General features: G+C 60.8%; 30 protein-coding genes. 18 read left to right on the top strand and 12 right to left on the bottom strand.

The genetic code is table 11. The annotated features are described in order from the left end of the window. Positions 1 to 35: 35 nt before the first annotated feature. From VMA09_23745 to VMA09_23730, 4 genes are all read left to right on the top strand, one after another. The gene (locus VMA09_23745; GenBank protein ID HUA36638.1) at positions 36 to 839 is read left to right on the top strand and encodes an enoyl-CoA hydratase; all 804 of its coding nucleotides are present in this window, start codon (positions 36 to 38) and stop codon (positions 837 to 839) included. Between the two features lie 102 nt (positions 840 to 941). Further along, on the top strand, positions 942 to 1742 hold the full coding sequence (locus VMA09_23740) for an enoyl-CoA hydratase-related protein (protein ID HUA36637.1): 801 nt from the start codon (positions 942 to 944) through the stop codon (positions 1740 to 1742). A gap of 112 nt (positions 1743 to 1854) precedes the next feature. Further along, entirely contained in the window at positions 1855 to 2274 is a 420-nt protein-coding gene (locus tag VMA09_23735; GenBank protein HUA36636.1) for a TIGR03618 family F420-dependent PPOX class oxidoreductase, read from the top strand. An 8-nt stretch (positions 2275 to 2282) separates the two neighbouring features. Beyond that, positions 2283 to 3296 (top strand): nitronate monooxygenase, encoded by a 1014-nt coding sequence (locus tag VMA09_23730; GenBank protein HUA36635.1) that lies wholly within the window; start codon positions 2283 to 2285, stop codon positions 3294 to 3296. Here VMA09_23730 and VMA09_23725 read toward each other — a convergent pair. Then, positions 3274 to 4200 (bottom strand): fumarylacetoacetate hydrolase family protein, encoded by a 927-nt coding sequence (locus VMA09_23725; protein HUA36634.1) that lies wholly within the window; start codon positions 4198 to 4200, stop codon positions 3274 to 3276. The genes VMA09_23730 and VMA09_23725 overlap by 23 nt on opposite strands. 62 nt (positions 4201 to 4262) lie before the next feature. Beyond that, entirely contained in the window at positions 4263 to 4475 is a 213-nt protein-coding gene (locus VMA09_23720; protein HUA36633.1) for a hypothetical protein, read from the bottom strand. A gap of 177 nt (positions 4476 to 4652) precedes the next feature. Here VMA09_23720 and VMA09_23715 point away from each other — a divergent pair, with 177 nt between their 5' ends. Together VMA09_23715 and VMA09_23710 are read left to right on the top strand one after the other, a co-directional pair. Next, positions 4653 to 5054, top strand: a complete 402-nt coding sequence (locus VMA09_23715) for a heme-binding domain-containing protein (GenBank protein HUA36632.1) — start codon at positions 4653 to 4655, stop codon at positions 5052 to 5054. A 326-nt stretch (positions 5055 to 5380) separates the two neighbouring features. Further along, entirely contained in the window at positions 5381 to 6424 is a 1044-nt protein-coding gene (locus tag VMA09_23710; GenBank protein HUA36631.1) for a 3-oxoacyl-[acyl-carrier-protein] synthase III C-terminal domain-containing protein, read from the top strand. Between the two features lie 200 nt (positions 6425 to 6624). On the opposite strand, the gene VMA09_23705 is transcribed toward VMA09_23710, so the two are convergent. Further along, positions 6625 to 7176, bottom strand: a complete 552-nt coding sequence (locus tag VMA09_23705) for a hypothetical protein (GenBank protein ID HUA36630.1) — start codon at positions 7174 to 7176, stop codon at positions 6625 to 6627. 168 nt (positions 7177 to 7344) lie between these two features. Here VMA09_23705 and VMA09_23700 point away from each other — a divergent pair, with 168 nt between their 5' ends. Together VMA09_23700 and VMA09_23695 are read left to right on the top strand one after the other, a co-directional pair. Beyond that, entirely contained in the window at positions 7345 to 8664 is a 1320-nt protein-coding gene (locus tag VMA09_23700) for an MFS transporter (protein HUA36629.1), read from the top strand. A gap of 174 nt (positions 8665 to 8838) precedes the next feature. Continuing rightward, a complete protein-coding gene (locus VMA09_23695) occupies positions 8839 to 10086 on the top strand; it encodes an acyltransferase (protein HUA36628.1) in 1248 nt (415 codons plus the stop codon). A 16-nt stretch (positions 10087 to 10102) separates the two neighbouring features. On the opposite strand, the gene VMA09_23690 is transcribed toward VMA09_23695, so the two are convergent. The 3 genes from VMA09_23690 to VMA09_23680 all read right to left on the bottom strand — a co-directional run bounded on the left by VMA09_23690 (position 10103) and on the right by VMA09_23680 (position 13178). After that, positions 10103 to 10483 carry a response regulator gene (locus VMA09_23690; GenBank protein HUA36627.1) on the bottom strand — a complete coding sequence of 127 codons (381 nt, stop codon included), beginning with the start codon at positions 10481 to 10483 and terminating at the stop codon, positions 10103 to 10105. A gap of 5 nt (positions 10484 to 10488) precedes the next feature. Then, positions 10489 to 12063: a PAS domain S-box protein gene (locus VMA09_23685; GenBank protein ID HUA36626.1), complete on the bottom strand. Its 1575-nt coding sequence runs from the start codon at positions 12061 to 12063 to the stop codon at positions 10489 to 10491. A 146-nt stretch (positions 12064 to 12209) separates the two neighbouring features. Continuing rightward, positions 12210 to 13178 carry a quinone oxidoreductase gene (locus VMA09_23680; protein HUA36625.1) on the bottom strand — a complete coding sequence of 323 codons (969 nt, stop codon included), beginning with the start codon at positions 13176 to 13178 and terminating at the stop codon, positions 12210 to 12212. Between the two features lie 105 nt (positions 13179 to 13283). Here VMA09_23680 and VMA09_23675 point away from each other — a divergent pair, with 105 nt between their 5' ends. Continuing rightward, the gene (locus VMA09_23675; protein HUA36624.1) at positions 13284 to 14021 is read left to right on the top strand and encodes a dienelactone hydrolase family protein; all 738 of its coding nucleotides are present in this window, start codon (positions 13284 to 13286) and stop codon (positions 14019 to 14021) included. A gap of 26 nt (positions 14022 to 14047) precedes the next feature. After that, on the top strand, positions 14048 to 14233 hold the full coding sequence (locus VMA09_23670) for a (4Fe-4S)-binding protein (protein ID HUA36623.1): 186 nt from the start codon (positions 14048 to 14050) through the stop codon (positions 14231 to 14233). Positions 14234 to 14298: 65 nt separating this feature from the next. Here the strand turns inward: VMA09_23670 and VMA09_23665 are convergent, their stop codons facing one another. Continuing rightward, the gene (locus VMA09_23665) at positions 14299 to 15039 is read right to left on the bottom strand and encodes a DUF4410 domain-containing protein (GenBank protein ID HUA36622.1); all 741 of its coding nucleotides are present in this window, start codon (positions 15037 to 15039) and stop codon (positions 14299 to 14301) included. Positions 15040 to 15134: 95 nt separating this feature from the next. Here VMA09_23665 and VMA09_23660 point away from each other — a divergent pair, with 95 nt between their 5' ends. The 3 genes from VMA09_23660 to gltX all read left to right on the top strand — a co-directional run bounded on the left by VMA09_23660 (position 15135) and on the right by gltX (position 18853). Next, positions 15135 to 15770, top strand: a complete 636-nt coding sequence (locus tag VMA09_23660) for a hypothetical protein (GenBank protein HUA36621.1) — start codon at positions 15135 to 15137, stop codon at positions 15768 to 15770. A 103-nt stretch (positions 15771 to 15873) separates the two neighbouring features. Then, a complete protein-coding gene (guaA, locus tag VMA09_23655) occupies positions 15874 to 17406 on the top strand; it encodes a glutamine-hydrolyzing GMP synthase (protein ID HUA36620.1) in 1533 nt (510 codons plus the stop codon). A gap of 4 nt (positions 17407 to 17410) precedes the next feature. Then, on the top strand, positions 17411 to 18853 hold the full coding sequence (gene gltX, locus VMA09_23650; GenBank protein ID HUA36619.1) for a glutamate--tRNA ligase: 1443 nt from the start codon (positions 17411 to 17413) through the stop codon (positions 18851 to 18853). A 30-nt stretch (positions 18854 to 18883) separates the two neighbouring features. On the opposite strand, the gene VMA09_23645 is transcribed toward gltX, so the two are convergent. Further along, on the bottom strand, positions 18884 to 19414 hold the full coding sequence (locus VMA09_23645) for a hypothetical protein (GenBank protein HUA36618.1): 531 nt from the start codon (positions 19412 to 19414) through the stop codon (positions 18884 to 18886). Between VMA09_23645 and clpP the strand changes: the two genes are divergently transcribed. Beyond that, on the top strand, positions 19413 to 20015 hold the full coding sequence (gene clpP / locus VMA09_23640) for an ATP-dependent Clp endopeptidase proteolytic subunit ClpP (protein ID HUA36617.1): 603 nt from the start codon (positions 19413 to 19415) through the stop codon (positions 20013 to 20015). The genes VMA09_23645 and clpP overlap by 2 nt on opposite strands. 118 nt (positions 20016 to 20133) lie before the next feature. Here clpP and VMA09_23635 read toward each other — a convergent pair whose 3' ends face one another. Further along, entirely contained in the window at positions 20134 to 20586 is a 453-nt protein-coding gene (locus VMA09_23635) for a hypothetical protein (GenBank protein HUA36616.1), read from the bottom strand. A 21-nt stretch (positions 20587 to 20607) separates the two neighbouring features. Then, the gene (locus VMA09_23630) at positions 20608 to 21057 is read right to left on the bottom strand and encodes a hypothetical protein (protein HUA36615.1); all 450 of its coding nucleotides are present in this window, start codon (positions 21055 to 21057) and stop codon (positions 20608 to 20610) included. Between the two features lie 93 nt (positions 21058 to 21150). Here VMA09_23630 and VMA09_23625 point away from each other — a divergent pair, with 93 nt between their 5' ends. Next, the gene (locus VMA09_23625) at positions 21151 to 21744 is read left to right on the top strand and encodes an AAA family ATPase (protein HUA36614.1); all 594 of its coding nucleotides are present in this window, start codon (positions 21151 to 21153) and stop codon (positions 21742 to 21744) included. Between the two features lie 129 nt (positions 21745 to 21873). Here the strand turns inward: VMA09_23625 and VMA09_23620 are convergent, their stop codons facing one another. Next, entirely contained in the window at positions 21874 to 22791 is a 918-nt protein-coding gene (locus VMA09_23620) for a hypothetical protein (GenBank protein ID HUA36613.1), read from the bottom strand. A gap of 232 nt (positions 22792 to 23023) precedes the next feature. On the opposite strand from VMA09_23620, the gene VMA09_23615 reads away from it, so the two are divergent. From VMA09_23615 to VMA09_23605, 3 genes are read left to right on the top strand one after another with little or no spacing between them, the layout of a single operon-like run. Further along, entirely contained in the window at positions 23024 to 23467 is a 444-nt protein-coding gene (locus VMA09_23615) for a heavy metal-responsive transcriptional regulator (protein ID HUA36612.1), read from the top strand. Next, entirely contained in the window at positions 23455 to 23682 is a 228-nt protein-coding gene (locus VMA09_23610) for a glutaredoxin family protein (protein ID HUA36611.1), read from the top strand. Before VMA09_23615 ends, VMA09_23610 begins: the two co-directional genes overlap by 13 nt. Next, positions 23679 to 25175, top strand: a complete 1497-nt coding sequence (locus VMA09_23605) for an alpha/beta hydrolase (protein HUA36610.1) — start codon at positions 23679 to 23681, stop codon at positions 25173 to 25175. The genes VMA09_23610 and VMA09_23605 overlap by 4 nt, the downstream gene beginning before the upstream one ends. Before the next feature lie 232 nt (positions 25176 to 25407). On the opposite strand, the gene VMA09_23600 is transcribed toward VMA09_23605, so the two are convergent. After that, on the bottom strand, positions 25408 to 25716 hold a 309-nt coding region (locus VMA09_23600; GenBank protein HUA36609.1), incomplete at its 5' end, for a hypothetical protein.

Raw genomic sequence — 25716 nt, 5'->3', positions numbered from 1 at the left:
GAAATTGACCCGCCGGCCTGGAGGCATCAATTCAAATGGCAGACCATTTGCTCGTCGAACTGAAGGACCGCGTCCTCTACCTCACGCTCAACCGGCCCGACAAGCTGAACGCGATGAGTGCCGACATGATGGGGGCGCTGCGCGATCAGCTCACGCGCGCATCGGCGAATCCCGAAGTCGGATGCGTCGTGGTGACCGGTGCCGGGCGCGGCTTCTGTGCGGGCGGCGATATTTCCGCGATGCGCGATCGCAACGAGGGCGGCGCAGGTTCTCCGCAATCGATCGAGGATCGGGTCGCCGGGTTGCGGCGCGGCGAGGACGTCGCGCTGATGCTGCATGAGATGCCGAAGGTGACGATCGCGGCTGTCAATGGACCCGCGGCAGGCGCGGGTCTCAGCGTGGCGATGGCCGCCGATATTCGCCTCGTGTCCGAGGCGGCTCGCCTCGGCACTGCATTCGCGCGAGTCGGATATTCGGGCGATTACGGCGGCACGTGGTCGCTCACGCGGCTGGTGGGCTCCGCGAAAGCTCGCGAGCTGTATTTCACCGCCGACATGATCGACGCGCACGAGGCACTCAAGATCGGCCTCGCGACGAAAGTATTTCCGGCGGCGTCATTCAAGGAAGACGTACACGCCTTCGCGAAGAAGATCGCCAACGGTCCGACGGTCGCTTACTCGTATATGAAGGCCAACCTCAATGCCGCAGTCACTCATGAGTTTAGCGAGCTGCTCGATCGCGAAGCATGGGGCCAGACCATGACGGGCCGCACCGAGGACCATCGCGAAGCGGTAAAGGCGTTCCTGGAGAAGCGGGAGCCATCCTTCAAAGGCAGGTGAGAAAAAGATCACCACGAAGGCACAAAGGTCACAAAGTAAGAAAAGTTCCTCTTGGTGCCCTTTGTGTCTTAGTGGTGAATCCGATTTCGGGAGGGTTGAGCAATGGATTTCAATACGATCATCTACGGCGCCAGCGACGGTATCGCCAGGATCACGATCAACCGCCCCGAGCGGATGAACGGTTACACCGAGACGATGGTCAAGGAGATCGTCGCGGCGATCGATCTCGCGCGTCAGGATGACGACGTGCGCGTGCTGATCATCACCGGCAGCGGGCGCGCGTTCTGTGCCGGCGGCGATATCAGCGGCTCTCCCGACAGCCGTTCGCGTTTTCATGGGCATCCGATGGGGCACATGCTCGAGATGCGCGAGGGCTTCCATCAGATCGTGCTTTCGCTGCATCGTTTCGACAAACCTGTAATCGCCGCGATCAACGGTGCCGCGGTCGCGGGTGGACTGACGCTCGCGCTGAGCTGCGACTTCCGGATCGCATCGGACGAAGCTCGCCTCGGAGACACCGCGCTCAAGTTTGCGCTCCTGTGCGACGAAGGCGGTGCGTTCCTGTTCCCTAGATTCATGGGACTCGATCGCGCACTCAAGATGACGATGCTGTCAGAAGTTTACGACGCGAAGACCGCGCTCGAACTGGGCCTCGTGACCGAAGTGGTGCCACACAAGGAACTTGATGCGCGCGTCAACGAATTCGCGCGCCGGCTCGCCGACGGACCGCCGCTCGCAATCAGGCTCGCCAAGCGCATGATGTACAAGCAGCGCGAAATGACGCTGGAGAACGCGCTCGAGGACGCCGCCCTCAACGTGATGATCACGAATCCGTCGGAAGATGTGCGCGAAGGCACGCGCGCCTTCCGCGAAAAGCGCAAGCCGGCGTTCAAAGGCAGATAAGAGAGAATAACCACGAAGGCACAAGGTCACTAAGAAGAATCTTTGTGTCTTCGTGTCTTTGTGGTGAGAATATTCCTCCTGATTAGAAATCCTCCATTGGAGACTTCGCCGCATGCCGATGAAGAAGAAGGACATCGATAAACTGCTTTCCCGGCCAATCGTTGCAGTCGTTGCGGTGACCGCGCCCGACGGCTCACCGCATGCCGTGCCGACCTGGTACGAATACGACAAGGGCGAAATCATTTTTCAGAGCGGCCCCGAGGCCTTCAAATACAAGTGTCTCGTGCGGGACCCGCGCGTCACGTTCGTGGTCGATACCAAGGAAGCGCCGTACAAGTCGGTCGTGCTTAAGGGCCGCGTCACGATGGAAGAAAAGATCGATGACAAGCGCACGGAGAGGATGGCGATCGAATACCTCGGCAAAAAAATGGGCAAACGCTACGCCAAATCGATGAGCGGCGAGAAGGTGGTCGTCATCCGCTTCAAGCCCGAGCGCACCATCTCCTGGGACTACGCAGAAGAGGCGCCGTAGGAGCCCAGATGCTCAGAACTCGGATCACCGAACTCTTCGGAATCCAGTACCCGATAGTTGCCGCGGGCATGGGCGGTGTAGCAGGAGCCGAGCTTGCCGCGGCTGTCTCCGAGGCAGGAGGGCTCGGAACGATTGGGATGGCTGGACTTGGTCCTGCCGAGATCCATGAGGCGATCGCTGCTGCGCGCGCAAGGACGACAAAGCCGCTAGCGGTGAATCTCCTCATTCCGTTTTTGCAGCCCGACGTTCTTGAACAGCTTCGAGTGGAGCCGATACAGGCGGTTACACTTTTCTGGGGCGATCCTTCGGAGCACATTCCGCTCTGTAAGCAGCTTGGCTTCACGGTGGTCTGGCAATGCGGTTCGGCTGAAGAAGCGGCGGCGGCGAAGAAGGCTGGGGCGGATGCCGTCATTGTGCAGGGTTTCGAGGCGGGCGGCCACGTTCGCGGGACGGTGACGACTTTGGCGCTCGTTCCGGAGGCTCGAGACGCGGTCGGCGATTCGCCAATGCTGGCGGCAGGAGGTTTCGCCGACGGTCGCGGCCTTGCCGCAGCGTTGGCTTTGGGAGCGGACGCCGCAGTGTTCGGCACGCGGTTTCTCGCGTCGGACGAATGTAGCGCTCATCGCGACTACAAAAAAATGGTGGTGAAGTCGCACGCCGTTGAGACCGTTCACACCAAGCTATTCGATGTCGGATGGCCCGATGCAGCGCATCGCGTGATTCGTACCAAGGTCGTTGAGGAATGGGAGAAGGCAGGCCGCCCCGAAACGGGAAAGCGTCCCGGCGAAGGTGAAAAACTGGCGCGACTGCGACGCGGCGAGATAGAAGTGGAGCTTCCTCGCTATTCCGCCTTCACGGCTTCAACATCGGTCACGGGAGATATGAGCGGGCTCGCGTTCTATGCCGGCCAGTCAGTCAGCATGGTCCGCGAAATTCGCCCTGCGGGCGAGATCGTGCGCGAAATCGCGGCGCAAGCCGAAGCGACGATCGCAGGCCTGATCAGGACTCAGGTTCCTCGATAACCGGATTTTCCAGCGCCCCCAATTTGCTGATCTCGACGCGGACGGTATCGCCCGCCTTCAGCCATTCCTGTGGCTTGCGCGAGGCGCCGACGCCCGCCGGCGTGCCGGTGAAGATCACGTCGCCGGGCTCGAGCGTGAATGCCGCCGTCAGATACTCGATTATCTGACCGATATTGAAAATCAGGTGCCGAGTGTTTGAGTGCTGCTTTTCGACGCCGTTGACCAGCGTCCTGATGTCGAGATTGGCGGGATCTCCCACCTCGTCGAGGGTTACGAGCCACGGGCCGAGCGGGCCGTGCGTGTCGAAGCCCTTGCCCATCATCCAGGTACCGGAATGAAACTGCCAGTCACGCACCGAGACGTCGTTGCCGCAGGCGAGGCCCGCGACATAGCGCAGCGCCTCAGCGGCTTTCACATGCCGCGCGCGAGTGCCGATGATCGCGCATAGCTCGGCCTCCCAGTCGACCGATGAGCTGACACGTGGCCGATGTATCGGCATCCCGGGACCGGTGATGCAGCTCGGAACTTTCGTAAACACCACGGGCCGTTCAGGAATCTTCATTCCGGCTTCTTCAGCGTGGTCGCGATAGTTGAGCCCGATGGCGAGGACTTTGCCGGGTTTCATCACCGGAGCTTCGAGGCGGAATCCTGGCTCGTTCGTTTGAAAGACGATTCCGTGTGCGATCGCTGACGCGCGATTCCCTCGCGCATGCTGGTCTCCTGCCGCTAAGGCCCGTCGCGCCGCATCGAGGCCCGCATCGCCGAGCGCGAGCAGCGCCATCATATCGTGCGGAACCGCTTCGCCGTTGAGAGCCGATGCGCGAGCGAGATCGATAACCTCGTTGTCGGCGCGCATCGCGCCGAGCCGGGTTGTGCCTCTGAAAGAGTAAGTGACGAGCCGCATATTGAATTCCTCTCGCAACCGCTATTAGCGCGATTTCCGGATTCGCGCCATATCAAAAGGACTCAAATCGATCCGATCACGCACCATCCCGAACGCGTCGGTCCAGAGCCGCACTTTCCATAACGAACGTTCATGTTCAGCACCTCCAGCAGCATTATCCATTGCGGGTTGACGAACTGCTCGTGGAGCTTGATGCCGTCGGTCTGATGCTGTGAATGGCGCGCTTGCCATTGACTAATCTCCCTGCTCGATATTGATGAGCAGCGTTCGTTCATTTACGGATCCACGAACAGTCTCGACGCTTCTGTGCCGGGCTTCGTGGCCGAGGCGATAGAGTGGCGGTGTGGGAGCAGGAGAGTATTGTGTTGAGGCGAATGCGATACAGAGGTTTGATCGATTGGCGTCGAATATATGGGATGTGCCGAATCAGCATGTTAGCGTTTTTTACAATCGTGGCCTCCGCTGGATGCTCCAACAAGCAGAACGAGCTCTCGGTGCAATTGCAGGCGGCGCCGGATTCGCTCGCGAACGTTCCCCAGGTAGGCCCGATCCTCGTCAACTCCTGCTTCGATTGTCACGCCCATCAGGCCAGCGGCTCGTGGACGGCGAAGCTGGCACCTTCGCATCTGTTCGGCGAAGCCAAAGCCCGGGAGGCATTCGACCTCTCGGACTGGGCCACGCTTGGCCCGGAGGGGCGTCGTGCGATGGCGCACTCGATTGTGAGTGCGGTCAAGAGCGGCAGCATGCCGCCCGGCGACTATGTTACGTTTCATCCTTCAGCCAGTTTGAGCGAGGAGCAAAAACGGCAAATCGCCGAATGGGCTTCGCATCAGGACGCGGCGCCAGCGCATTGAGCGCAGCGGGCAACTTACCTGAATGGAACTTAAAGAGGAGCGGCAGCTGTCAACTTCGAGATTAAGACTGCAACAAATATACATTGCTTTAAAATAAAAATGCAGCGGTGCGGCAAACTGAGAAGCATTCTCAAAATCGCCCATCTGGATCGGCGATCATAAATTGTATATTTATATGGAGTCCGCTCTGCCCTCGACCATCCCGGAGTTGCCGCGGAAATTGCGCAGAACTGGCCCACGGCCCGGCTTTTGTTATATGCCGGAGCCGATCGTGCGGTGGTTTGTTTCGACAAATGAATAGTAAATTGAGGTAGATGGAGCGCTGAATGAGAATAGCCAGTGTCGCGAGTGCGTTTCCGCCAAATGTATATACTCAACAGGAAATTACTAATGCTCTAAAGGAACGCTGGGGCGACAAACTGGCCAAGCCCGAGGTGCTCGATCGTCTGCATGCGAACTGCGGCGTACGCAAACGACACCTTTCCTTCACCTTCGATCGTTATCTGCAATTCAAGACCTGGGGCGAATCGAATCGGGCGTGGCTCGAAGTCGCCCAAGACCTGGGAGAACAGGCGATTGATGGCGCGCTCAAGCGGGCCGATCTGACTCGCGCTGATCTGAACGCGATTTTCTTTGTGTCGATCACCGGGGTCGCGAGTCCTTCACTAGATGCGAAACTGGTGAATCGGATGGGACTGCGCTCCGATATCAAGCGCACGCCGATTTTTGGCCTCGGATGCGTGGGAGGTGCCATTGGCCTGACTCGCGCCGCCGACTACGTGCGCGCATATCCGAATGAAAACGCGGTGCTCCTTTCGGTCGAGCTTTGCTCGCTGACGATCCAACTTGGCGACGTCGCGATGCCTAACATCATCGCGACCGGGCTCTTCGGTGACGGCGCCGTGGCCACAATCGTCGGCCCGCAGGCAGGCACCGGTCCCGAAATTCTCGCGAGCAAATCGGTCTTCTATCCGGAGACTGAAGACATCATGGGATGGGACGTCTCGGAGAAGGGATTTGGAATCATTCTGTCGGCCCGCCTTCCGGATCTGATTCGTGCGCGACTTCGTTCCGATGTCGATTCGTTCCTCGCCAGCCACAAGCTGTCTCGCTCGGACCTGGGATCATTCGTCCTTCATCCGGGCGGTCCCAAGATTCTGCAGGCTGTCGAAGAGGCGCTGGAACTCAAGAACTGCGAGCTCGCCCCGTCGTGGGACTGCCTCGCGCGCTATGGAAACCTCTCGTCCGGCTCCGTCCTGATCGTGCTCGAAGAAGTGATGCAGCGCAGACGGCCCGTGCCAGGAACGCTTGGTCTCGTGATGGCGATGGGTCCCGGGTTCTGCTCGGAAATGGTTCTCATCAGGTGGTGAGTCCGAGTTTCGATGGTTGCGGCCGGTGCGTTGATCGTGGGCGGGCCTGCCGGACTCACCCCCGCAATTACGGCTCCTGCGCGGGGCATCGACGCGCTCGTACTCGATTATAATCATCCGCCAATCGACAAGCCTGGCGGCGAAGGCCTGATGCCTGAGGGTGTGCGCTTGCGCGGCGCGCGATCAGACGGCGGTCGGCGTCAGGCCGTGATACTCGTGCGTGCCGGCGAGGCTTGTGCCCTCGCAGGCGAGCGCTCGAAGCCGACCACGTCGATGCGGAAACCGTCGCCGCGATTCATCAGTTCTTCGTAGACTGATCGTCGAAGTATCGATGGCTCGCTCCGCCCGACGAAGATTCGCGAGACACCCGAGTTAGCGGCGAGCTTGAGCAGTTCGTCAGCCGGGTCGCGCGATTCGAGCCACACGATTTTTGCGCCAAGTGCGCCGGCGAGAATCAGATCGTCGATCAGCGCGCGCGGATTCGTAACTCCGCCCAAGATCCGCGGCGTAACGATATAGACAGCGATCAACTCGCCGCCCGTTTCGAGCGCGGCCTCCTTGGCCTTGCGGAGCAGACGCTCGTTGCCATTCTTGCCCGGCGCGAGATACGCCATGACGGCGGCGCCTTTTCGCGGAGTGGGATTTTCGGCGGGAATCTGGTTCTGCTCACGCTCACGGCGCACGAGCCGGAGAGTTGGCCGAAGCGTCGCGGAACCATTGAGCGGGTGTGACTTTTGGAAGATAGCGGCCATAACCATCAGAGAGCATCAGATGTGCCGCGCCGAAATGGACCGTCGATTCTCAGGATTTTCGAGGCGCACGCCATGATCGTGCGAATCGCATTGTTCGCGCCCACTTCAAAATGAAATGCCGATCCCGATAGGATCGGCGCATGCGCCGAAAGATTGGACTCGACTCTGATGGCAGATGAACCGCGGCCGGACCTGACCGAGCCTCCGCCTGAAGAAATCGGCGCCGATTCTTCCGAGCCCCAGCCGACGGAGACCGCGTCGAGCCTCGGCGCGTTCCGCGCCCTGCATCATCGCAATTACCGTCTCTACTTCGGCGGCCAGATGACTTCGCTCGCGGGCACCTGGATGCAGAGCGCAGCGCAGGCGTGGCTGGTGCTCAAGCTGACGAACTCCTCGATGATGCTCGGCGTGGTCTCGTTCGCGCAGTTCACGCCGATTTTACTGGTGGGTTTATTCGCGGGCGTTTTCGTCGATCGGGCCGATCGCCGCCGCCTGATCATCGTGACACAAAATCTGCTGATGCTGAGCGCGTTCACGCTCGCCGCGCTGACGTGGTCGGGCAGGGTGCGCGTCTATCACGTGATCGCGCTGGCGGCGTTCAACGGCACGATTGGCGCCTTCGACATGCCGGGACGGCAATCGTTCGTCGTCGAGATGGTTGGCTACGAGGATCTCGCCAACGCGATCGCGCTCAACTCGATGATGTTCAACGGCGCGCGAATGATCGGTCCCGCGATCGCCGGGCTCCTGATCGCATGGCTCGGTATCGGCACCTGCTTCTTTCTCAATGGCCTCAGCTTCCTCGCCGTGATCTGGAGTCTGACCCAGATGGATGTTCCGGCGCGCATCATCACTGAGAGCGGAGCGCGGGTGATGCATCAGCTTCGCGAGGGGCTGAGTTACGTCTGGCAGCATCGGCCGATTTTCTACCAGATGGCGCTGGCGGCGATGGCGAACGGATTCGGCTATCAATACCTCGTGCTGGTGCCGCTGTTTGCGCGCAATGTTCTCCACGGCGACGCGCGCACCTACGGTTTCCTGGTCGCGATTCAGGGCCTCGGCTCGGTGCTCGGCGCGGCGACGCTGGCCTCGCGCGTGACGACACGCGGCATCAGGAATAATCTGATTGTCGGGCTGCTGATCTCGGGTGTGGGTATCGTCGTGTTCGGCCTGTCGCATCGGATGTTCCTGTCGCTCGCGGCGCAGCTCGTGATTGGCGCGGGGCTGACGAATTTTCGCGCGAGCAATAACACCCTCGTGCAGCTTTTCGTTTCCAACGACCTGCGCGGCCGCGTGATGAGCACCTATCAGCTCGCCGCGGTGGGGATGACGCCGCTCGGCGCGCTCGAGGTCGGCTTTGTCGGCAATCACGTCGGACCGCAGCAAGCGGTCGTGATTTGCGGCGTGATCATCCTCGGATGCGCGGCGGTCTTGATCACAGGTCTCAAGGCAATCGGCGCGTCTGATTCGAATGCGTTGCCGGCTTAGTTAAAACTTCGCCCGCTGCATGGACCAAGAACCCGGTAATCCAGGTTAGAAAGATTTACGCGAACGATTCGGGCTGCCTCGACAAAAGCGTGATTTAACGAACACAAACTGACATGTGTCCGGTGAGCGCGGATGGCATCGTGCTTGCTCTCTTGAACGCGATTTCGATCGGCAATGACTACCAGACCCGCGGAACCTCTGCTCAGTCATGTCAGCTACCAGCCGGCGTTCGACGGCCTGCGCGCACTCTGCATCACCGCGGTTATCGCATTTCACGTCGGCTCCTGGGATCGGGCCTGGCTCAACAACCTGACCAATCGCGGATGGGTGGGCGTCGATGTATTCTTCGTCCTGAGCGGGTTTCTGATCACGTGGATCGTGATCGCGGAGCTCGAACGGCGCGGCACGTTCGATCTGCGGCGCTTTTACTTTCGCCGTGCGCTTCGCCTGCAACCGGCGTATTTCTCGGGGCTGATCGGGTTCACACTGCTGCTATATTTCCTGAATCGAAACCATTTTTTCGCGATTGTCGGCACTCTGCCGTATTTCCTTACTTACACGCTGAACTTCGCGATTGCATTCGGCTGGTGCGCGTTTCCGCCCTATGGCGTTGCGTGGTCGCTGTGTATCGAAGAGCAGTTCTATCTCTGCTGGCCGTGGACGCTTCGGAAGTTCGGCCTACGGCGATGCCTTCGAATCGCGCTGGTGCTTGTAACGATCGTGCTCGTCCATCGATGGCTGGTGTTCGCGAGAATGAACCCGGGTCATCTCATGGAGCCGTCCCAGCGATCCCTGGATCGCGTTTACTATGGGTTCGACACCCGTATCGACACGATCCTGATGGGTTGCGCGGCTGCACTGGCGCTCTCGGAGCCGATGGCCCAGTCGTTCTTCCAGCGGCTGCGAGATTGGAGCTGGTTTACCGCGTCAGCATCGATGATCGCGATCGTCGCGATGGCGTGGGCGACGGCCGGCTCGACTATCGATGGACCCGGATGGCACGCGGCTACGCTCGGATTCACCCTAATCGCTGTCGCAACCGCTCTGTTCGTGATTGCGCTTTTTCTACAGGCGCGATCGTGGCCGGCGCGCATCCTTTCCACGCGGCCGCTGGTTGAGGTCGGCAAGATTTCCTACGGTATCTACCTGTTCCACGATCCGGTGTGGCGGATGGTCGCGCGCCTGATGCATTTGCGGTTCGAGGCGGTCGGCACGATTCCACAGGAAGTCATCGCGATCGTTGCGGTCTGGACGATCAGCGTCGGCGTCGCCTGGCTGCACTACCGATTAGTCGAAACTCGCTTCCTCGCTCTGCGCGAGCCCCGCAAAGAAAGCGTGCGGCCTGCGGAGAGCACGCTCGCAATGGTGAATTCCGCGCCGGCGCCGATGGACGTCGCTCCTGCTCCGTCGAAGGTAGCCTAGCGCGATCGCCAGATTCTCACCCGCCGCGGCGTTCCAGATAGCCCGCGATCACTTCGGGCAGCGTGCGTGTATCCACCGGCTTGGTCAGGTATCCATCGGCGCCGGCGGCGCGCGCCTTTTCCTCGTCGCCCTTCATCGCATACGCGGTCAGCGCGAGGATCACGATCTTGCGGCGTTCGGGGTCGCTCTTGAGGCGGCGTGTCAGCTCGAGTCCGTCCATGCCCGGGAGCTGCACGTCCATCAGGATCAGATCGGGCAGCGCCGTTTCAAGCATTGCGATCGCTTCTTCGGCGTCGCCCGCGGTTTTTACTGAATAGCCTTCGCCGACGAGCAGGACACGGATCAGCTTCAGGTTTAACTGGTTGTCATCGACGATAAGAATCTCGCCCTTCGCCATCACGACTACCCCTGGCGATCGATCGCGGTCCGCGAAAGCGCTTTCGGGCGATGCGTCCGGGCCAGGCGCGCGCTGAACACGCTGCCGCGGCCGGGTTCGCTGCGCGCCCCGATCTCTCCGCCCTGCGCCTCGACGATGCGCTTGGTCAGCGCGAGTCCGAGACCGGTGCCCTGGTATTTTTTCGCCGTGCTCGCATCGAGTTGCTGAAACTCGACAAACAACCGTGTCAAATCCTCGTGGCTGATTCCGATGCCGGTGTCTTCGACTTCCAGCGTGAAATCGGTTTCGCCGGCGGGCATGATCCGAATCGTGACCTTGCCGCCGTCGGGCGTGAACTTGAGCGCGTTGGAAAGGAAGTTGTAAAGGACCTGCTTCAGCCGGCCCGGATCGATCGTCACGGGTCCGATCGCGCGATCGACCTCGGTCGAAATCGCGATTCGTTTCTTGCCCGCCAGCGAGCGCAGGATGTCTCGCACTTCGGCGGCAACGGCTGCCAGTTCGACGCGCTCGGGCAGAAACTCCATCTTACCGGCTTCGACCTTGCTGAGATCGAGAACGTCGTTGATAAGCGCGAGCAGGTGCCGGCCGCTGGTGAGAATGTCGGCCAGATACTCGCGCTGATCGTCGGAGAGCGCGCCGGCCTTGCCGTCGAAGATGAGCTCGGAGAAACCGATGATTGCGTTGAGCGGCGTGCGCAGCTCGTGCGACATGTTGGCCAGGAACTCGCTCTTGAGGCGGTTGGCCTCCTGCACCTGGCGGTTGCGCTCCTCGAGCTCGTCGTTCTTGCGCCGCAGCTCGTCCTCGAGCCGTTTGCGCGCGCTGATATCGCGCGCGGCGACGAACACTCCCCGGATGCGATCGTCGGCGCCGCGCAGGATCGTCGCGTTGCAGGAGACGACGGCGGCGGCGTCGCCGCCTCCGCGAATCGCGAGCTCGCAATCGGCCAGCGTGCCTTCGCCGAGCACGCGGCGAAGCGCCTCGTCGGCGCGAACCGGATCTTTGGTCTGATCGGCGAAGCGCGTGCCGATGAGCTCCTCGCGCGAGCGCCCCGTGAGAGTGCACATCCGCTGGTTAGCGCCCGTTACGATGCCGTTGGAGTCGGTCGTCACGATCGCATCGACGTTGGATTCGAACAGGTTGGCGCTGTATGCCTGCTGCTCGCGAATCGCGCGCTCGGCCTGCTTTTCCGCCGACAGATCGCGCGCGACGATCGTGAAGCCCGCGAGCCTGCCGGCAGCATCCCGCCAGGAAGCCATCCTCAGGTTGCCCGAGAAGCGTTTACCATCGCGACTAAGCAGGCGAGCTTCGCCGCTCCACTCGCCGCGCTCGCGGGCGTGAGCGACAATCTGATCCCATCGTGGCGACACGGCGATAGTCGCGAAGATCGTGTCCGCCTGGCAGCCGATCGCATCTGACGAATCGTAACCGAAGATGCGCTCCGCGCCGCTGCTCCACGCGATCAGAGATCCGTCGCGGCCGACGGCCGCAATCGCGGATTCGGACGCGACGAGAATCGAATTGAGCAACTCGGCGTGCTCGCCGCGATCGGCGCGGTGCAATTTTTCGTTTTGCCGGCTCATCACTGAGCGGATCGGAATCCGACTGAGCGTCAAGCAACTGCTATGCCCCTGCGATGATTGGTCAAACGAGCGAATGCCCGTCAATGACGATGCGATGCGCCACGAATTTGGCAAACAGATCGATTCTGCACGACCCGCTAAAACGCTTAGGGAATGATCAGGATTTTTCCCATCGAGCGGCGCGATTCGAGAAGGCTGAGCGCCTCGCGCGCCTGGGCGAGTCCGAATTGCGCGCCAATCGGCACCGTCAGCTTGCCGTCGCGCGCGAGTTGGAAAACCGCCTCGAGGCCGCGCCGATGAATCTCGCGCATCCCGTAAACCATCGGCACGACGAAGCCGCTGACTTTCAGTGATTTGGCGAACAGCCGCATCGGATCGATTCGATCCGGCGCGCCGCTGGCGCTGCCGTAGAGAATCAGATGGCCGAATGGCGCGAGGCATCCGATTCCCTTTTCGAAGGTTGGTTTGCCGACCGCGTCGAGAATCAGATCGACGCCGCGGCCGCCCGTGATTCGCATCGCCTCGGCGGCGAAGTCCTCGCTCGCGTAATTGATCGCGTCGTCAGCGCCATACTGGCGCACGAACGGAATCTTGTCGTTGCTCGATACGGTTCCGATCACGCGAGCGCCGGCAGCATGCGCGATCTGCACCGCCGCAATTCCAACGCCGCCCGCCGCGGAGTGAATCAGCACGGTCTGATTCGCCGTCGTGTGATGACAGGTTTGGAGCAGATGCCATGCGGTGAGCACCGCGATCGGAAACGCGGCCGCCTGCTCGAAACTCGCGCCATCGGGAATCGGAATCACGCGCGAGGCCCGAATCCGCGTGAACTCCGCGTACGCGCCCATCCCGATATAAGCGACACGCATTCCGGGCTTGAGGTCGGTGACATCCGGCGCGACCGCTTCGATTTCGCCCGCGGCTTCCATCCCGGGTACGTCGGGGAAGACGGGTTTGACGAGGTATTGGCCGCGCAGAAAAAACACGTCGCCGTAGTTGAGCGCGATGACGCGATTGCGCACGATGACCGTTCCCGGCTTCAGCTCCGGAATCGGAATTTCGCGCAGATGCATCACTTCCGGGCCGCCGAGCTCGTCGAATTGGATCGCCTTCATCGCATTCACCGCTTGAATATTTTCCGATTGTGCAATCGATGCGCTATATATACACGCAACCGTACAGTTCTATAGTCGCGAATAACTCTCACGCAGGAGGCGCCGGTGATCGAACGCGACATCGTAATTCCCATGTCAGACGGAAGCTCGGATGCGGTGCTTTTCCGTCCCGATGGCAACAATCCGCTGCCCGGTGTGCTTCATCTGACGGACATCGGCGGGATTCGCCCGTCGCATCGCGAGATGGCGCGGCGGCTCGCCGATAAGGGCTTCGTAGTGCTGATGCCGAACGTGTTTTTCAGAGCGGGCAAGCCGCCGATGCTCGACTTCGCGCCCAAGATGGGCGAGGAGCGCACGATGAAGCGGTTCGGCGAGCTGTCGGCCGCGCTGCAGCCCGCCAAGATGGACACCGACGGGGCGGCATACGCGGATTTTCTCGCCGCGCAGGATTCGGTCGCGAAGGGCAAAATGGGCGCAGTCGGCTACTGCTTCACCGGGGCGATGGCAATGCGCACTGCCGCCGCGCGGCCCGACAAGATCGCGGCGGTCGCGACCTTTCACGGCGGCGGATTGTATAGCGCGGCGCCCACCAGTCCGCATCAGGTGTTGCCGAAGATCAAGGCCGAGCTTTTCATCGGCCACGCCGACAAGGATCAGAGTATGCCCGCCGAGGCGATTCAGAATTTAGAGGCGGCGCTGAAGGCATGGGGCGGCAAGTATGAGAGCGAGGTCTTCGCCGCGTTCCATGGCTGGACGGTTCCCGACAGCCCGGTTTACAAGAAGGACGAAGCCGATCGCGCTTTCGATAAGATGGCCGCGCTGTTCGCGAGGACGCTCCGCTAAAGACTCTCTCAAGAGGTGAAACGACGATGGCAGTTCAGGTCACCTGGGATTCTAAAGTTTGCAGTCATTCAGCAAATTGCGTGAAGACTCTGCCGCAGGTCTTCAAGGTCGAGCACGGCAAGTTCGTGATCGATCCGAGCGCGGCTGACGACGAGAAGGTGCGCGCGACGGTCGCTGCGTGCCCATCGGGCGCGCTCAAGATTCGCGAGTAACGCGTCAAAATCAAACGGCCGGGATCGATCGATCCCGGCCGTTAATTCTTCGCAAGTCGAATCGCCTACAGCGACGCCTGCTGTGCCCATCCCTGCTGCTGATAGTACTTCATGATCTGATCGACGATTTGCTCCGCGGTCTTGTCGCCGAGAAAATTTGTGGAAGAGGTGTAGGTCTTGGCGCCGCCCATGGCGACATTCGCGCCGAGCGTGGCGACTGCCGCCGCGCCGCCTGCGGCGGCACCCGCTGGTCCGGTGATGCCAGCTCCGGGCATTTTGCCGCTCTCAGCGTGCGTATTGAACGCCATTAACTGGCTGAGCCCGCCCTCGCCGTTGGGCTGGTAAAGATAAACGTCTGTATCAAGCTTTGAGGCTCCGGCGCCGAGACCAATAACCAGTCTGCGCAGCCGATTGCCTTCGTCGATGTTGGTGAACTCGCCCTCGACAACCATGATATTGCCGCTGCCGGGCGCGATTCCCCGTTTCTGGCAGATCGCCTGGTAGCCCTTCTGTGAGAGCTTGGTAACGATTTGCAGGCAAACATTCTCTGCCGACTCATGCGCGATCTGCTCCTGCTGCGCGCCCACGTTCGCGTCCGACATGCTGCGGTAAGCGCGCTGGAGGATGCCCGAATTCAGTTGCACGTCGGAGGTGTCAACGGCGAATGGATAGACCACGATCTGCGAGGGCGGGGCGTTATTGGCGGGCATCGCAGTTTGTACTTCCTGTCCGACTTTCGCGCCCGCGCATCCCGCGGTTGTCAGGACCAGCAACAGGCTTGCTCGTTTCAGAATTGTCGATTTCAATAGAGAACCTCCGCGATTGATTCGCGCCACCGACTGACCTTAGTACTCAACGGCTCAGTTACCTTCAATGTGATCCAAGGTGCAGGCATGGCCCGATGAGTCCGAAACCCATCTCGCGCGTTTATCATCTAGCCGACGAGCGGAATCTCGCATCGATCAAAAAGCTGGGACTCATGAGCACCAGCGGGCTGCTGGACTGCACAGGGGTGAGCGGACCCGAGCGCGAAAGAATCGAGAAAGAGCAGCGCCGAGCCGGAGCCGTTCTGCCCGGCGGTATCGTGATTCGCGATCAGACCCCGATGCCGCCGGCGGCACTCGCGCGATGCCTCGTTGACGGAACCTCGCCCGCAGACTGGTATGCGCTCCTCAACAGCTACGTGTTCTTCTGGATCGATCCCGAACGTCTCGCGCGCCAGGCTCGTGCCTGCGCGCCGGCGCCGCAGCATATTCTCGAGATCGACGCGGCGCGGATGCTCGCGCGCCATGCGCCCAGGGCATTCGTCACGGCCTTCAATACCGGCAATGCGATGAGACTTGCCGCGCGCCGCGGCCGCGCCAGCTTCGTGCCGTATGAGAAGTGGCTGAGCAGCGGATGGGCTCACGAATCGACCGAGCTTGGCTTGCCGATGCGCGCGCTATCGCATCGCCCCGTCGAGTTGGCGATCGCAGGCGCCGCGGCTGAGATCATGGACTACGTCATCAGGATTCGCAGATTCGATCCGTCGGTTTAGGCCGGGGTATCCACAGCGGATTCCAGCTCGGTGCGCGACGCTCCCGTCTGGACCTTTCGTGCCGCGGCGCGCGACCGTATATTGATCGGTCAAGGCACTCCCCGTGATTTTGATCCTCGATTTCGGCAGCCAGTACACGCAGCTGATCGCTCGCCGCGTGCGCGAGATGCAGGTCTATTGCGAGCTGCATCCGTTCAACTTCGATCCCGCGAAAATCCGCGCGCTGAAGCCCAGCGGCATCATCCTGTCGGGCGGCCCGATGAGCCTCTACCAGGAGAATGCGCCCGATATCAGCGACGAAGTGTTGAACCTCGGATGCCCCGTGCTCGGCATCTGCTACGGCCTCTATGTAATCGCGCAGCACATGGGGGCGAAGAGCGTGAGCTCGCGAGCGCGCGAGTACGGCGCAGCGACGCTTGTGATCGACGAGAGGGATCGGCTGTTCCAGGGCCTCGACGGTATCGAGCATCGCGTATGGATGAGCCATGGCGATCGCGTCGAGGCGATTCCCGCTTCGCTCCATGCGATCGCGCACAGCGACAATTCGCCTTACGCGGCGTTTCGCTCGAGCGACGGCCGCCTGCGCGGAATCCAGTTTCATCCGGAGGTAGCGCACACCCCGTGCGGAGTGCAGGTGCTGCGCAATTTTGTGCTCGGTATCTGCAAGGAAGCCGGCGACTGGACCATGGCGAGCTTCGTCGAGACCAAGGTCGCCGAGATTCGCCAGCAGGTCGGTTCAACGGACAAAGTGATCCTGGGCCTGTCGGGCGGCGTCGATTCGTCGGTCGCCGCGGCGCTGATTCATCGCGCGATCGGCGAGCGCTTGAAATGCGTCTTCGTCGATAATGGCTTGCTGCGTGCCGGCGAGCGCGAGCGGATGGAAAATGTGTTCGCGCGCCAGCTTGGGATCGCGCTCGACGTTGTCGATGCGTCCGAGCTTTTTATTTCGCGGCTTGCGGGCGTGCTCGATCCTGAGAAGAAACGGCGCATTATCGGGCATACGTTTATCGAGGTGTTCGAGAAGGAAGCGCAGAAGCTCGGCGGTGCGCGCTTCCTCGGTCAGGGCACGCTTTATCCCGACGTGATCGAGTCGGTCTCGTTCAAGGGCCCCTCGGAAGTTATCAAGAGTCATCACAATGTGGGCGGATTGCCCGAGGCGATGAAGCTCGAATTGGTCGAGCCGCTGCGCGAGCTGTTCAAGGACGAAGTGCGCGCGGTCGGCCGCGAGCTGGGACTCGGCAAGGAAGTCGTGGATCGCGAGCCGTTCCCGGGACCCGGCCTCGCCGTGCGAATCGTCGGCGAAGTGACGCGCGAGCGTCTCGAGCTGCTGCGCCGCGCCGACGCGGTCGTGATGGAAGAGACGGAGTCCTCGGGCGTCGCGGCGCGAGTCTGGCAGGCGTTCGCAGTGCTCCTTCCGCTCAAGACCGTCGGCGTGATGGGCGACGGGCGCAGCTATGAGAGCGTCATCGCGATTCGCGCCGTCGAATCGCAGGACGGCATGACAGCGGACTGGGCGCGGCTCGATCCGGCATTCCTCGCGCGGCTGTCGAGCCGCATCACCAATGAGACCAAGGGCGTAAATCGCGTCGTTTACGACATCACGTCGAAACCACCCGCCACGATTGAATGGGAGTAATTCAATGACGGTTCGAACTCGGTACGCACCGAGCCCGACCGGCTCGTTGCATATTGGCAACGTGCGCTCGGGATTGTTCGCCTACCTGTACGCGCGCCATCACAAGGGCGCGTTCATCCTGCGTATCGACGACACCGATCAGGAACGCTCGACCAAGGAGTCCCTCGAGGAGATTCTCGCGAGCCTCAAATGGCTCGGCATGGAATGGGACGAGGGTCCGCCCGATCCAAAGTATTTCGAGTCGAACCGCTTCGAACGGTATCGCGAGGCGGCGCTTCAGCTTCTGCGCGAGGGCAACGCGTATCCATGTTACTGCAGCGCCGAGGAACTCGACGCCAAGCGCAAGCTAGCGGAGAAGGAGCGCCGCAAGCCGGGATACGACGGAACCTGCCGCGACAAGTCGTTCGCCGCGGACTTGCAACTGCCTGACAAGCGCGCGGGGCGCAACTACACGATTCGATTCCGCTCGCCGCGCATCGGCCAGACCGTTGTTGACGACTTGGTCAAAGGACGCGCGGTATTCGAAAACGCCGAGCTCGATGATCTGATCATTTTCCGCTCGGACGGCGTGCCGACCTACAATTTCGCAACAGTGCTCGACGACGCGGACTTCGAGATTACGCACGTGGTGCGCGGCGACGACCATCTGCCCAACACTCCACGTCAGATCCAGATCTATCTGGCGCTCGGGTTGAAGCCGCCAGCCTTTGCGCATCTGCCGATGGTGTTGGGGCAGGACGGATCGAAGCTCTCGAAGCGTCATGGCCATACTTCGGTGTTCGCCTATCGCGATGCGGGATATTTTCCTGAAACCCTCATCAACTATCTCGCGCGGCTCGGATGGTCGCATGGCGATCAGGAGATCTTCTCCAAGGACGAGCTGATTCATTTCTTCGGCTTCGAGGCGTGCGGAAAATCAGCCGGCGTCTTCAACGCCGAAAAGCTGCTCTGGCTGAACTTCCACTACCTCAAGCAGAAGACAGCGGCGGAACTGGCGCAGCTCGTCAAACCGTTCATCGCCAAGCGGGGATGGCCGATTCCGGGCGACGATGCGTGGCTGGAGCGCGCGGTCGCGACCCTGCACGAGCGCGCCAAGACGCTCGACGAGCTGGCGGAGTTCGCGTCCTTCTATCTGCGCGACGACGTCGCGACTGATCCGAAGGCCGCGGCGAAGTTCCTCAAGCCGGAAATCGCGGATGCGCTGAAAACCCTCGCCGTGGAGATCAACGCGATCGACGGCGAGTTTGTCGAACCTGCGATCCAATCCGCGTTCGAGCGCGTGCTGGCGAAGTTCAGCCTCAAGCTGGGACAGCTTGCGCAGCCGGTGCGCGTCGCGCTGACGGGCGGCACCGTGAGCCCGGGCATCTACGAGGTCGTCGCGGTGCTCGGTAAAAATCGCACGGTTGCGCGTCTGGAATTTGCGGTCGGCAGCATCGCAAAATCTTGAGTTCTGGTGATCTTTTTGCTATCTTTCTGATTACTTCTTTGCCGGCAGGACAAGTATCTGACCCGCCATCTCCGGCTGATGCACCGCGCAATAAAAATCGAACAGTCCCTCCTTGTGGAAGGTGAACACGTACGATTCCTTCGTCAGCGGCGCGAGCTTCGCGTGCATCAAGACTTTTCCGTCGGGCGCGGTGAGCATAAAGTCGTGCTCGTCGTCGGGCTGTAGGTTCCAGAAGGTGAGCATCGTCGGCGTGTCGCGATTGACGGCGATGAAGCTCGGCGCGAACGCATAGACCTCGCCGAATTTCGCGACGGTTTCCTTGGGGCCCGTTTCCTTGACCGCGACGGCCTCGGTCAGCACGGTGACCTCGGCCTCGGGCGTGCCGCCTTTCGTCACCGACACGATTTTCGATGCGGCCGCGTCGGGCAGATAAAAGTTCTTCGCCTCCGACGCGACGTTGCTCGATGCGGCGTTGATTGTCCCGGCTGAGCCGAGAAGCGCAAGCGCGACGGCGCCTGAGATTCTCGACCGACGATGGTTTCCGGAGTAATTTATTCGCATGAGCGTTCTAGTACCTTATGTCGTTGAGCAGACTGGCCGCGGTGAGCGTTCCTACGATATTTACTCGCGGCTGCTGAAGGACCGAATCGTTTTCATGGGTGGCCCGGTCACCGATGACGTCGCGAACCTGATCACGGCGCAGCTTCTTTTTCTCGAATCTGAGGATCCCGAGCGCGAGATCAACATGTACATCAATTCGCCCGGCGGCTCTGTCACGGCGGGCCTTGCGATCTACGATACCATGCAATTCGTCAGGCCTCCCGTATCGACGTTGTGCGTGGGACAGGCCGCCAGCATGGGCGCTCTGCTGCTCGCGGCGGGCGCCAAGGGCCGGCGCTACGCGCTGCCTCATTCGCGTATTTTGATTCACCAGGTATCGGGCGGTTTCGAGGGCCAGGCTACCGATATCGAGATTCACGCCCGCGAGGCGCTGCGGCTCAAGGAAATTCTCAACGAGATTCTCGCCCATCACACTGGTCAGAACGTGAAGAAGATCGAGCGCGACACCGATCGCGATAACTTCATGTCAGCCGCGCAGGCGGTCGAGTACGGTCTCCTCGACGAAGTGATAGCGGGTCGCCCGAAGCTACCGACGACCTGAATTCACCGATCAATCGAATCGAACAGATCCGCGCATGCTCATGAGCCTGCGCGGAGTATCCGGCTAGCCAACTCATCCCCCCGACGACCGGCGCCCCGGGTCAGCGCGAGCGATCTCATCATCTCGGTGATACGACGGGGTTTTCCGCGGGGCTTTCCCACATGTTGTGCATGAGATCGCGATCGGACGAGGAGTTGAACTGGATAACCTGCCCCGAAACCGTCAATGTCCCCGTCTCGCCATTGGTCGGGTATTGGATGTTGTAGTTGAGCTTGATCACGGCGTCCGCCTGGGTTGGATACTTCGCCAGTGCTATCGACTTCAGATGATGGTTGACGGAAATTTGATCGATTTCCTCGGCGGCGAATGGTTCGCTGCACTTGATTTCGCCCAGTACCTTGTAAGGTTTGCTCGGCGGCATATCGTCAATGGTGATGTAGACGTGGGCGGTGTCCATCGTCTGAACCATCTGCCGATGCTTCTCTTCCTGGGCGCGCCGATCGGACATCAGCCAGGAGCATCCGCTGAAGATCATCGCGAGGAAGCCGATCGTCAGTGCGTAAGCGAACATCGCGCGCACCATCATCACTATTCATCTCGGCGACGCGACTATCTCGTCCGCCATGTCGTGCAGCATCTTTCGGTTGGTTGAGGTGTCGAACTGCACAACCTCGCCGGTTGCCGTCACGGTCCCGGTCGTGCCTGAGGAGGATTGGATGTCGTCGTTAACCTTGATTACAGCGTCGGCCTGATCGGGATACATTGCCACTGCGAGCGCCCTGAGATGGCGGTTGATCTCGGCCTGGTCGAGTTCGCTGTCGAACGGTTCGCTGTACTTGATATCGCCCAGCACCTTGTAGGGTTTGTCGCGCGGAAGGTCGTCGAGCGTGACATAGACGTGCGCGATGTCCGTCCGCTGGATCACCTCCCGGCGCCTCTCGTCGCGGGTCTGCTGGACGGAGGCCACCAGGGAACATCCGCGCAGACTCATCGCGACAACGTCGATCGCCAGTGCTGAAGCGAACCCCACGAATCTTTTCATTCGCATGGCCTCGATCGGCGCCCCTTTGGTCAGGCGCTACGTTTGTGATGCTGTCTGTCTACTGTATGCGGACAGTAGACTTTTACGGATTGAATTGCAAATGGGACCTTTGGGAGGATTCAAGTCGTGGCCTTTGAACGCAACAACTTTTACGTACTTACCGGCGGCTCCGGCGGCGGCAAATCTTCGATTATCGACGCCCTTCGCGCGCGCGGGCATTTATGCGTCGATGAAGTCGGTCGCAGTATTGTCAAGGAGCAGCTTCGTATCGGCGGCGACGGGACGCCGTGGCAGAATCCGCAGAAGTTCTGCGAGCTGGCACTTTCGCGCGCGATTTTCGTTTACGAGCAGACGGCCGAGCGCGAGCGGCCCGTGTTCTTCGATCGCGGTATCGTCGAGGGCGTCGGGGCGTCGCGCCAGCTCGGCCTCGCAACGGAGCACTATCGCAACGCGGCTCGAATTTATCGCTACGCGCCGAAAGCTTTCGTGACCCCGCCGTGGAAAGAGATCTTTACCAACGATCCCGAGCGTCCCTATTCCTTCGAGTTTGCGATCGAGGACTATCGCTCCAACGTCGCCGCCTATCGCGAGTGCGGCTACGAGCTGATCGAATTGCCCAAAGCTCCGATTTCAGACCGCGTCGATTTCATCCTGCGCGAACTGTCAATCGGCTCGGCCGAAACCTGAGACCATCTGGAGCGTCGCCGGTACGCCCCGCTTGGATCTGCTCACGATCCGCCCTCGCCTGAAGGGCGGAGCGTGGGCATTTGTGAAACCGGAACTCCGATCCTGAATCAGATCTCTGTCCCTTCACTATTACGGTATTGCCCGCACGGTCTTTACATTTGCGCACGCATATTGAACCTGGCCGGTGAGTGCCGAGCCGCAAAAGCCCGGCAAACACGTCCACGAGAACACTGCGTAGCCACGCGGTGGTCCGGCGAAAGAAAGGACGAAACCGAGGGAGTCCGTCTTGTACTTGGTAAAGCTGACACCAGTGGTGTGCCCGACCGCTCCGAATGCGGAGAGGTCTTTCCACAAGGTGTCATGTCCGAATATCACCTGGAACGGATAAGGATAGCTGGTTGGACAGTAGAACAAGCCCAAGGCCTGATTTGGCGGTGTGAAGCTGACAATCTGCGTCGTCACCCAAACACATTGAGCGCCCGATTGCCCATTACCCGAGGCCGGGCAATTGAATGGAGTGCCCACGCTCATCCCTGGCGTGCTCTCAGGAAAGAACTCCTGTCCGGGGGCACTTTGGGAAGAGACCCCTGGTTCCTGGGGATTGCGACTCAGTTCTTGCGCCGCGATGGTGATGGTTTGCTTGCTCGCCGCGCAATTGTTGGCGCCCGCACAAGCCAGCAAATAATAGAATCCCGGGGTGACATCTGACGGCACAGTTCCTGTCGCGCTGACGGGGCCCGGAGCAAAGAGCAGCGGCAAAAGTGACGCGCTCGCGCTGCCGATCAGTATGTCGCTCGCCTCCGGATATGGATTCTGAGCGAGATAAAACGACACGGTCGAACTGCCGAAACCGATATTCGCCTTTGCGGTCGCCTGTAGGGACATCTGACCGTTTGGCTCCGCGCCCGGCGGTACCGGTATGGCTACGCTCAATACCTTCAGCGCACTGAACGTAGCGGCGGATGCCAGTTGCGGCGCCGACACCGCAATCAATCCGGTCAGCATTACCAACATAAACCGCGAGAGACCTCGATCACCAACGGACATGGTACCCCTCCACCAGATGTTGATGCGCGGCATCATCGCTGGCGTTCGAGTCGAGACAGAACTCAGACCGTCCAGTCGGTTTGCCCGACGCAAGTTTATTTAAGGGAAAACGGGCTCGGCAAGGAGTGTAGGCCGTAGCCCCGCGAATCACAAGATCCTGTTTAGTCTGGATGTGAGCAAGCCGCTGGTCCCTTGACTCTGGAGTATGGTCGAGGGTGTATCGATTATGCAGATGACGATCGGACGCGTGGCAGAAGCCGCCGGCATCAGTATCGATACGCTGCGGTTTTACGAGCGCGAGGGACTCCTCGCACGGCCCGGCCGCAACATGTCGGGTTACAGGCAGTACCCGCTCGAGGTTCTCGATCGACTGCGCTTCATCCAGGACGCGAAGGCGCTCGGCTTCACCCTGCGCGAAATCAAGGAGCTGCTTTCGATGGGCGTGAAATCGACCCTCGAATGCGGTCCGGTGACGCGTAAGGCCGAGGCCAAACTGGTCGCGATGGATGAAGAGCTCGCGCGCCTTAAGCGCATGCGCCGCACGCTCGCGAGGCTGATCGAAGCATGCGGCGGAGTATGCACCTGCGCGAAATGCAGCTCGAATCGTGGCCACAGCGCGCATTCTGCACACAATCACACGGCGTCATCGAAGAGGAAAATCGTATGGACGTCGTAATCTACACCAACGCCGGATGCTCGGCCTGCCTTCAGGCCAAGCAGTTTCTCACCCAAAACAAGGTTGCGTTCGTCGAGAAGAATATCGCGAACGACGACACGGCGCGCGACGAGCTGATCGCGATGGGCTTTCGCGCCGTGCCGGTGATCAAGGCGGGCGGCGAGACGATGCTCGGCTTCAGCGCGCCGCGCCTGCGCCGGATGCTCGGGCTGTGACGGGTGCCCGGCTTGACGACCAGTCACGCGCAATTCTCGACAAGATAGCGCAGGATCCTTTTCTGGATCCGGCGATGCCGCTCGAGCGGTTGCGCGCCAACTTCGCCGCGTTTCATCGCTCTGTCGAACTGCCGCGCGTTGAGCTGGACAAGGTCGAGAATCGTGCGATCGCAGGGCCGCGCGGCGATATCGCGATCAGGATTTATCGCGCGAAGAGTGCCGTGACCGCACCGCGACCGCTGCTCGTCTACTACCACGGCGGCGGTATGATTTTCGGCAATCTCGACACGCACGACGCCATCTGCCGCCGCCTCGCGGAGCAATCGGCTGCGATCGTCGTCGCAGTTGACTACGCGTTAGCACCCGAGAATCGGTTTCCGGCGGCTGTCGACGATGCATACGCCGCGCTGCTGTGGGCCTACGACAATGGCGCGAGTGTCGGCGGCGACCCGGCGCGGCTGGCGGTTGGCGGCGACTCGGCCGGCGGCAATCTCGCCGCGGTCGTCGCGCAACTCGCGCGCGATCGCAATGGGCCGCCGCTCAGGTTCCAGCTCCTGATTTATCCGGCCGTAGGAATGAAAGGCGAATCGCAATCGATGGAGGAGTTCGCACAAGGATACTTCTTCGAACGCGCCGCACTCGACTGGTTCTTCGATCAGTATCTTGTCGATCGGAGCCAGATCGGCGATCCGCGCGTGTCGCCGATTCTCTCATGCGACTTTTCGCGGCTGCCGCCCGCGTTCATGGTAACTGCGGGCTTCGACATTCTGCGCGACGACGGCGAAGCGTATATCCAATTGCTTCGCGATGCTGGCGTTGCGGCTGAGCATCATCGCTACGAGACAACAATTCACGGTTTCATCAGCATGGCGGGCGCGATCGATGCCGGCCAAACCGCGATCGACGAATGCGCCGAGAAACTCCGGACGGCTCTGGAAGCCACCGCGGGCACGTCCAAGCCATATGAAGTGTTCTTTGAAAACGAGTTCGTCCGGCTGGTCAACGTCAATATCGCTCGCGGCGAGATCGTGCCCGAGTTTGTACCTGGCTCGAATCGAATGGTCGGGATCGACTTCACCGACAGTGGACGTGCGTACTACCTCGATGGATCACTGCCGGAGCAAGCTTGCGAGCGAAACGACAAGGCGATTCGCGAGATTCGCGTCGAGCTGAAATCCGCGCCGCGCGTGGAGCCGCATGCGCTCGACGCGATCCGTCTCGAGCCGGCGCGATTTCGCGTTGAGTTCGAGAACGAGCACGTGCGAATCGTGCGACTGAGATTCGGCGCGCATGAGAAGGGGATCATGGTGCATCATCCGCCGCGCGTCCTCGCGACCATCACCGACGTCGCGGTGAAGCTCAAATTCGCCGACGGCAGGAGCGATGAGCGCGGCGCACCGGCGACAGTCGCCGCGTGGCTGGACGCCGAGACGTTGCAGACTGAGAACGCCGCCGATGCTCCGCTCGAGGTAGTGCTCGTGGAACCGAAGTAAGTGAGCAGATCGCAGGTGCTTGGTCTTACCAGAATGAAGCCGACTAACCGCGGCTGATGCTTCGCGCTTCTGAATCGCCGATTAGACATCGGTTGCAACGGCGATCGCCATGCGTGCGCAAGTAGCAGCCGCAAATCTCACCGCGCGCCGTTGAGCAACGGCGCGCGAGGCGGGCTAGTCGAAGATCGTATCGATCTTGCCGCCGCTCGCATCAATTACGAACGACTTAAGTCTACATAACCACGGTGCTTTCGTGCCGGCGCCGTAGGAAAAGCGAGCGATCAACGTCGCACGCGCTCGCGACGAGCAGCTCATCGGAATTCAACGCTTGTTTGAGCAGTTGTGATTCGCACCGAACGATACAGGTAGGCGCATGTTCCAGATTTAAAAATCTATATTGGTCTCCTGACCTCGCTGCTTGCATCCGGCAAAGAGCGGCTTCGAAATCCCGACGGGCTTCATTATCGGTGAACTCGAGAATCGCATCCTGAGCGCTGTTATCCAGTGCACAGGACAACTTGCTCACCAGTCGCGGATCTAC

The organism is Candidatus Binataceae bacterium (assembly GCA_035508495.1).
Taxonomy (GTDB): domain Bacteria; phylum Desulfobacterota; class Binatia; order Binatales; family Binataceae; genus JASHPB01.
This window is presented reverse-complemented; position numbering and strand designations above follow the sequence as displayed.

Bases quoted from the DNA above. Each gene is read 5' to 3' on its own strand.
- VMA09_23745 (HUA36638.1), top strand. From the start codon at position 36: ATGGCAGACCATTTGCTCGTCGAACTGAAGGACCGCGTCCTCTACCTC.
- VMA09_23740 (HUA36637.1), top strand. From the start codon at position 942: ATGGATTTCAATACGATCATCTACGGCGCCAGCGACGGTATCGCCAGG.
- VMA09_23735 (HUA36636.1), top strand. From the start codon at position 1,855: ATGCCGATGAAGAAGAAGGACATCGATAAACTGCTTTCCCGGCCAATC.
- VMA09_23730 (HUA36635.1), top strand. From the start codon at position 2,283: ATGCTCAGAACTCGGATCACCGAACTCTTCGGAATCCAGTACCCGATA.
- VMA09_23725 (HUA36634.1), bottom strand. From the start codon at position 4,200: ATGCGGCTCGTCACTTACTCTTTCAGAGGCACAACCCGGCTCGGCGCG.
- VMA09_23720 (HUA36633.1), bottom strand. From the start codon at position 4,475: ATGAACGAACGCTGCTCATCAATATCGAGCAGGGAGATTAGTCAATGG.
- VMA09_23710 (HUA36631.1), top strand. From the start codon at position 5,381: ATGAGAATAGCCAGTGTCGCGAGTGCGTTTCCGCCAAATGTATATACT.
- VMA09_23705 (HUA36630.1), bottom strand. From the start codon at position 7,176: ATGGCCGCTATCTTCCAAAAGTCACACCCGCTCAATGGTTCCGCGACG.
- VMA09_23700 (HUA36629.1), top strand. From the start codon at position 7,345: ATGGCAGATGAACCGCGGCCGGACCTGACCGAGCCTCCGCCTGAAGAA.
- VMA09_23695 (HUA36628.1), top strand. From the start codon at position 8,839: ATGACTACCAGACCCGCGGAACCTCTGCTCAGTCATGTCAGCTACCAG.
- VMA09_23690 (HUA36627.1), bottom strand. From the start codon at position 10,483: ATGGCGAAGGGCGAGATTCTTATCGTCGATGACAACCAGTTAAACCTG.
- VMA09_23685 (HUA36626.1), bottom strand. From the start codon at position 12,063: ATGAGCCGGCAAAACGAAAAATTGCACCGCGCCGATCGCGGCGAGCAC.
- VMA09_23680 (HUA36625.1), bottom strand. From the start codon at position 13,178: ATGAAGGCGATCCAATTCGACGAGCTCGGCGGCCCGGAAGTGATGCAT.
- VMA09_23670 (HUA36623.1), top strand. From the start codon at position 14,048: ATGGCAGTTCAGGTCACCTGGGATTCTAAAGTTTGCAGTCATTCAGCA.
- VMA09_23660 (HUA36621.1), top strand. From the start codon at position 15,135: ATGAGTCCGAAACCCATCTCGCGCGTTTATCATCTAGCCGACGAGCGG.
- gltX (HUA36619.1), top strand. From the start codon at position 17,411: ATGACGGTTCGAACTCGGTACGCACCGAGCCCGACCGGCTCGTTGCAT.
- clpP (HUA36617.1), top strand. From the start codon at position 19,413: ATGAGCGTTCTAGTACCTTATGTCGTTGAGCAGACTGGCCGCGGTGAG.
- VMA09_23645 (HUA36618.1), bottom strand. From the start codon at position 19,414: ATGCGAATAAATTACTCCGGAAACCATCGTCGGTCGAGAATCTCAGGC.
- VMA09_23635 (HUA36616.1), bottom strand. From the start codon at position 20,586: ATGTTCGCTTACGCACTGACGATCGGCTTCCTCGCGATGATCTTCAGC.
- VMA09_23630 (HUA36615.1), bottom strand. From the start codon at position 21,057: ATGAAAAGATTCGTGGGGTTCGCTTCAGCACTGGCGATCGACGTTGTC.
- VMA09_23620 (HUA36613.1), bottom strand. From the start codon at position 22,791: ATGTCCGTTGGTGATCGAGGTCTCTCGCGGTTTATGTTGGTAATGCTG.
- VMA09_23615 (HUA36612.1), top strand. From the start codon at position 23,024: ATGACGATCGGACGCGTGGCAGAAGCCGCCGGCATCAGTATCGATACG.
- VMA09_23610 (HUA36611.1), top strand. From the start codon at position 23,455: ATGGACGTCGTAATCTACACCAACGCCGGATGCTCGGCCTGCCTTCAG.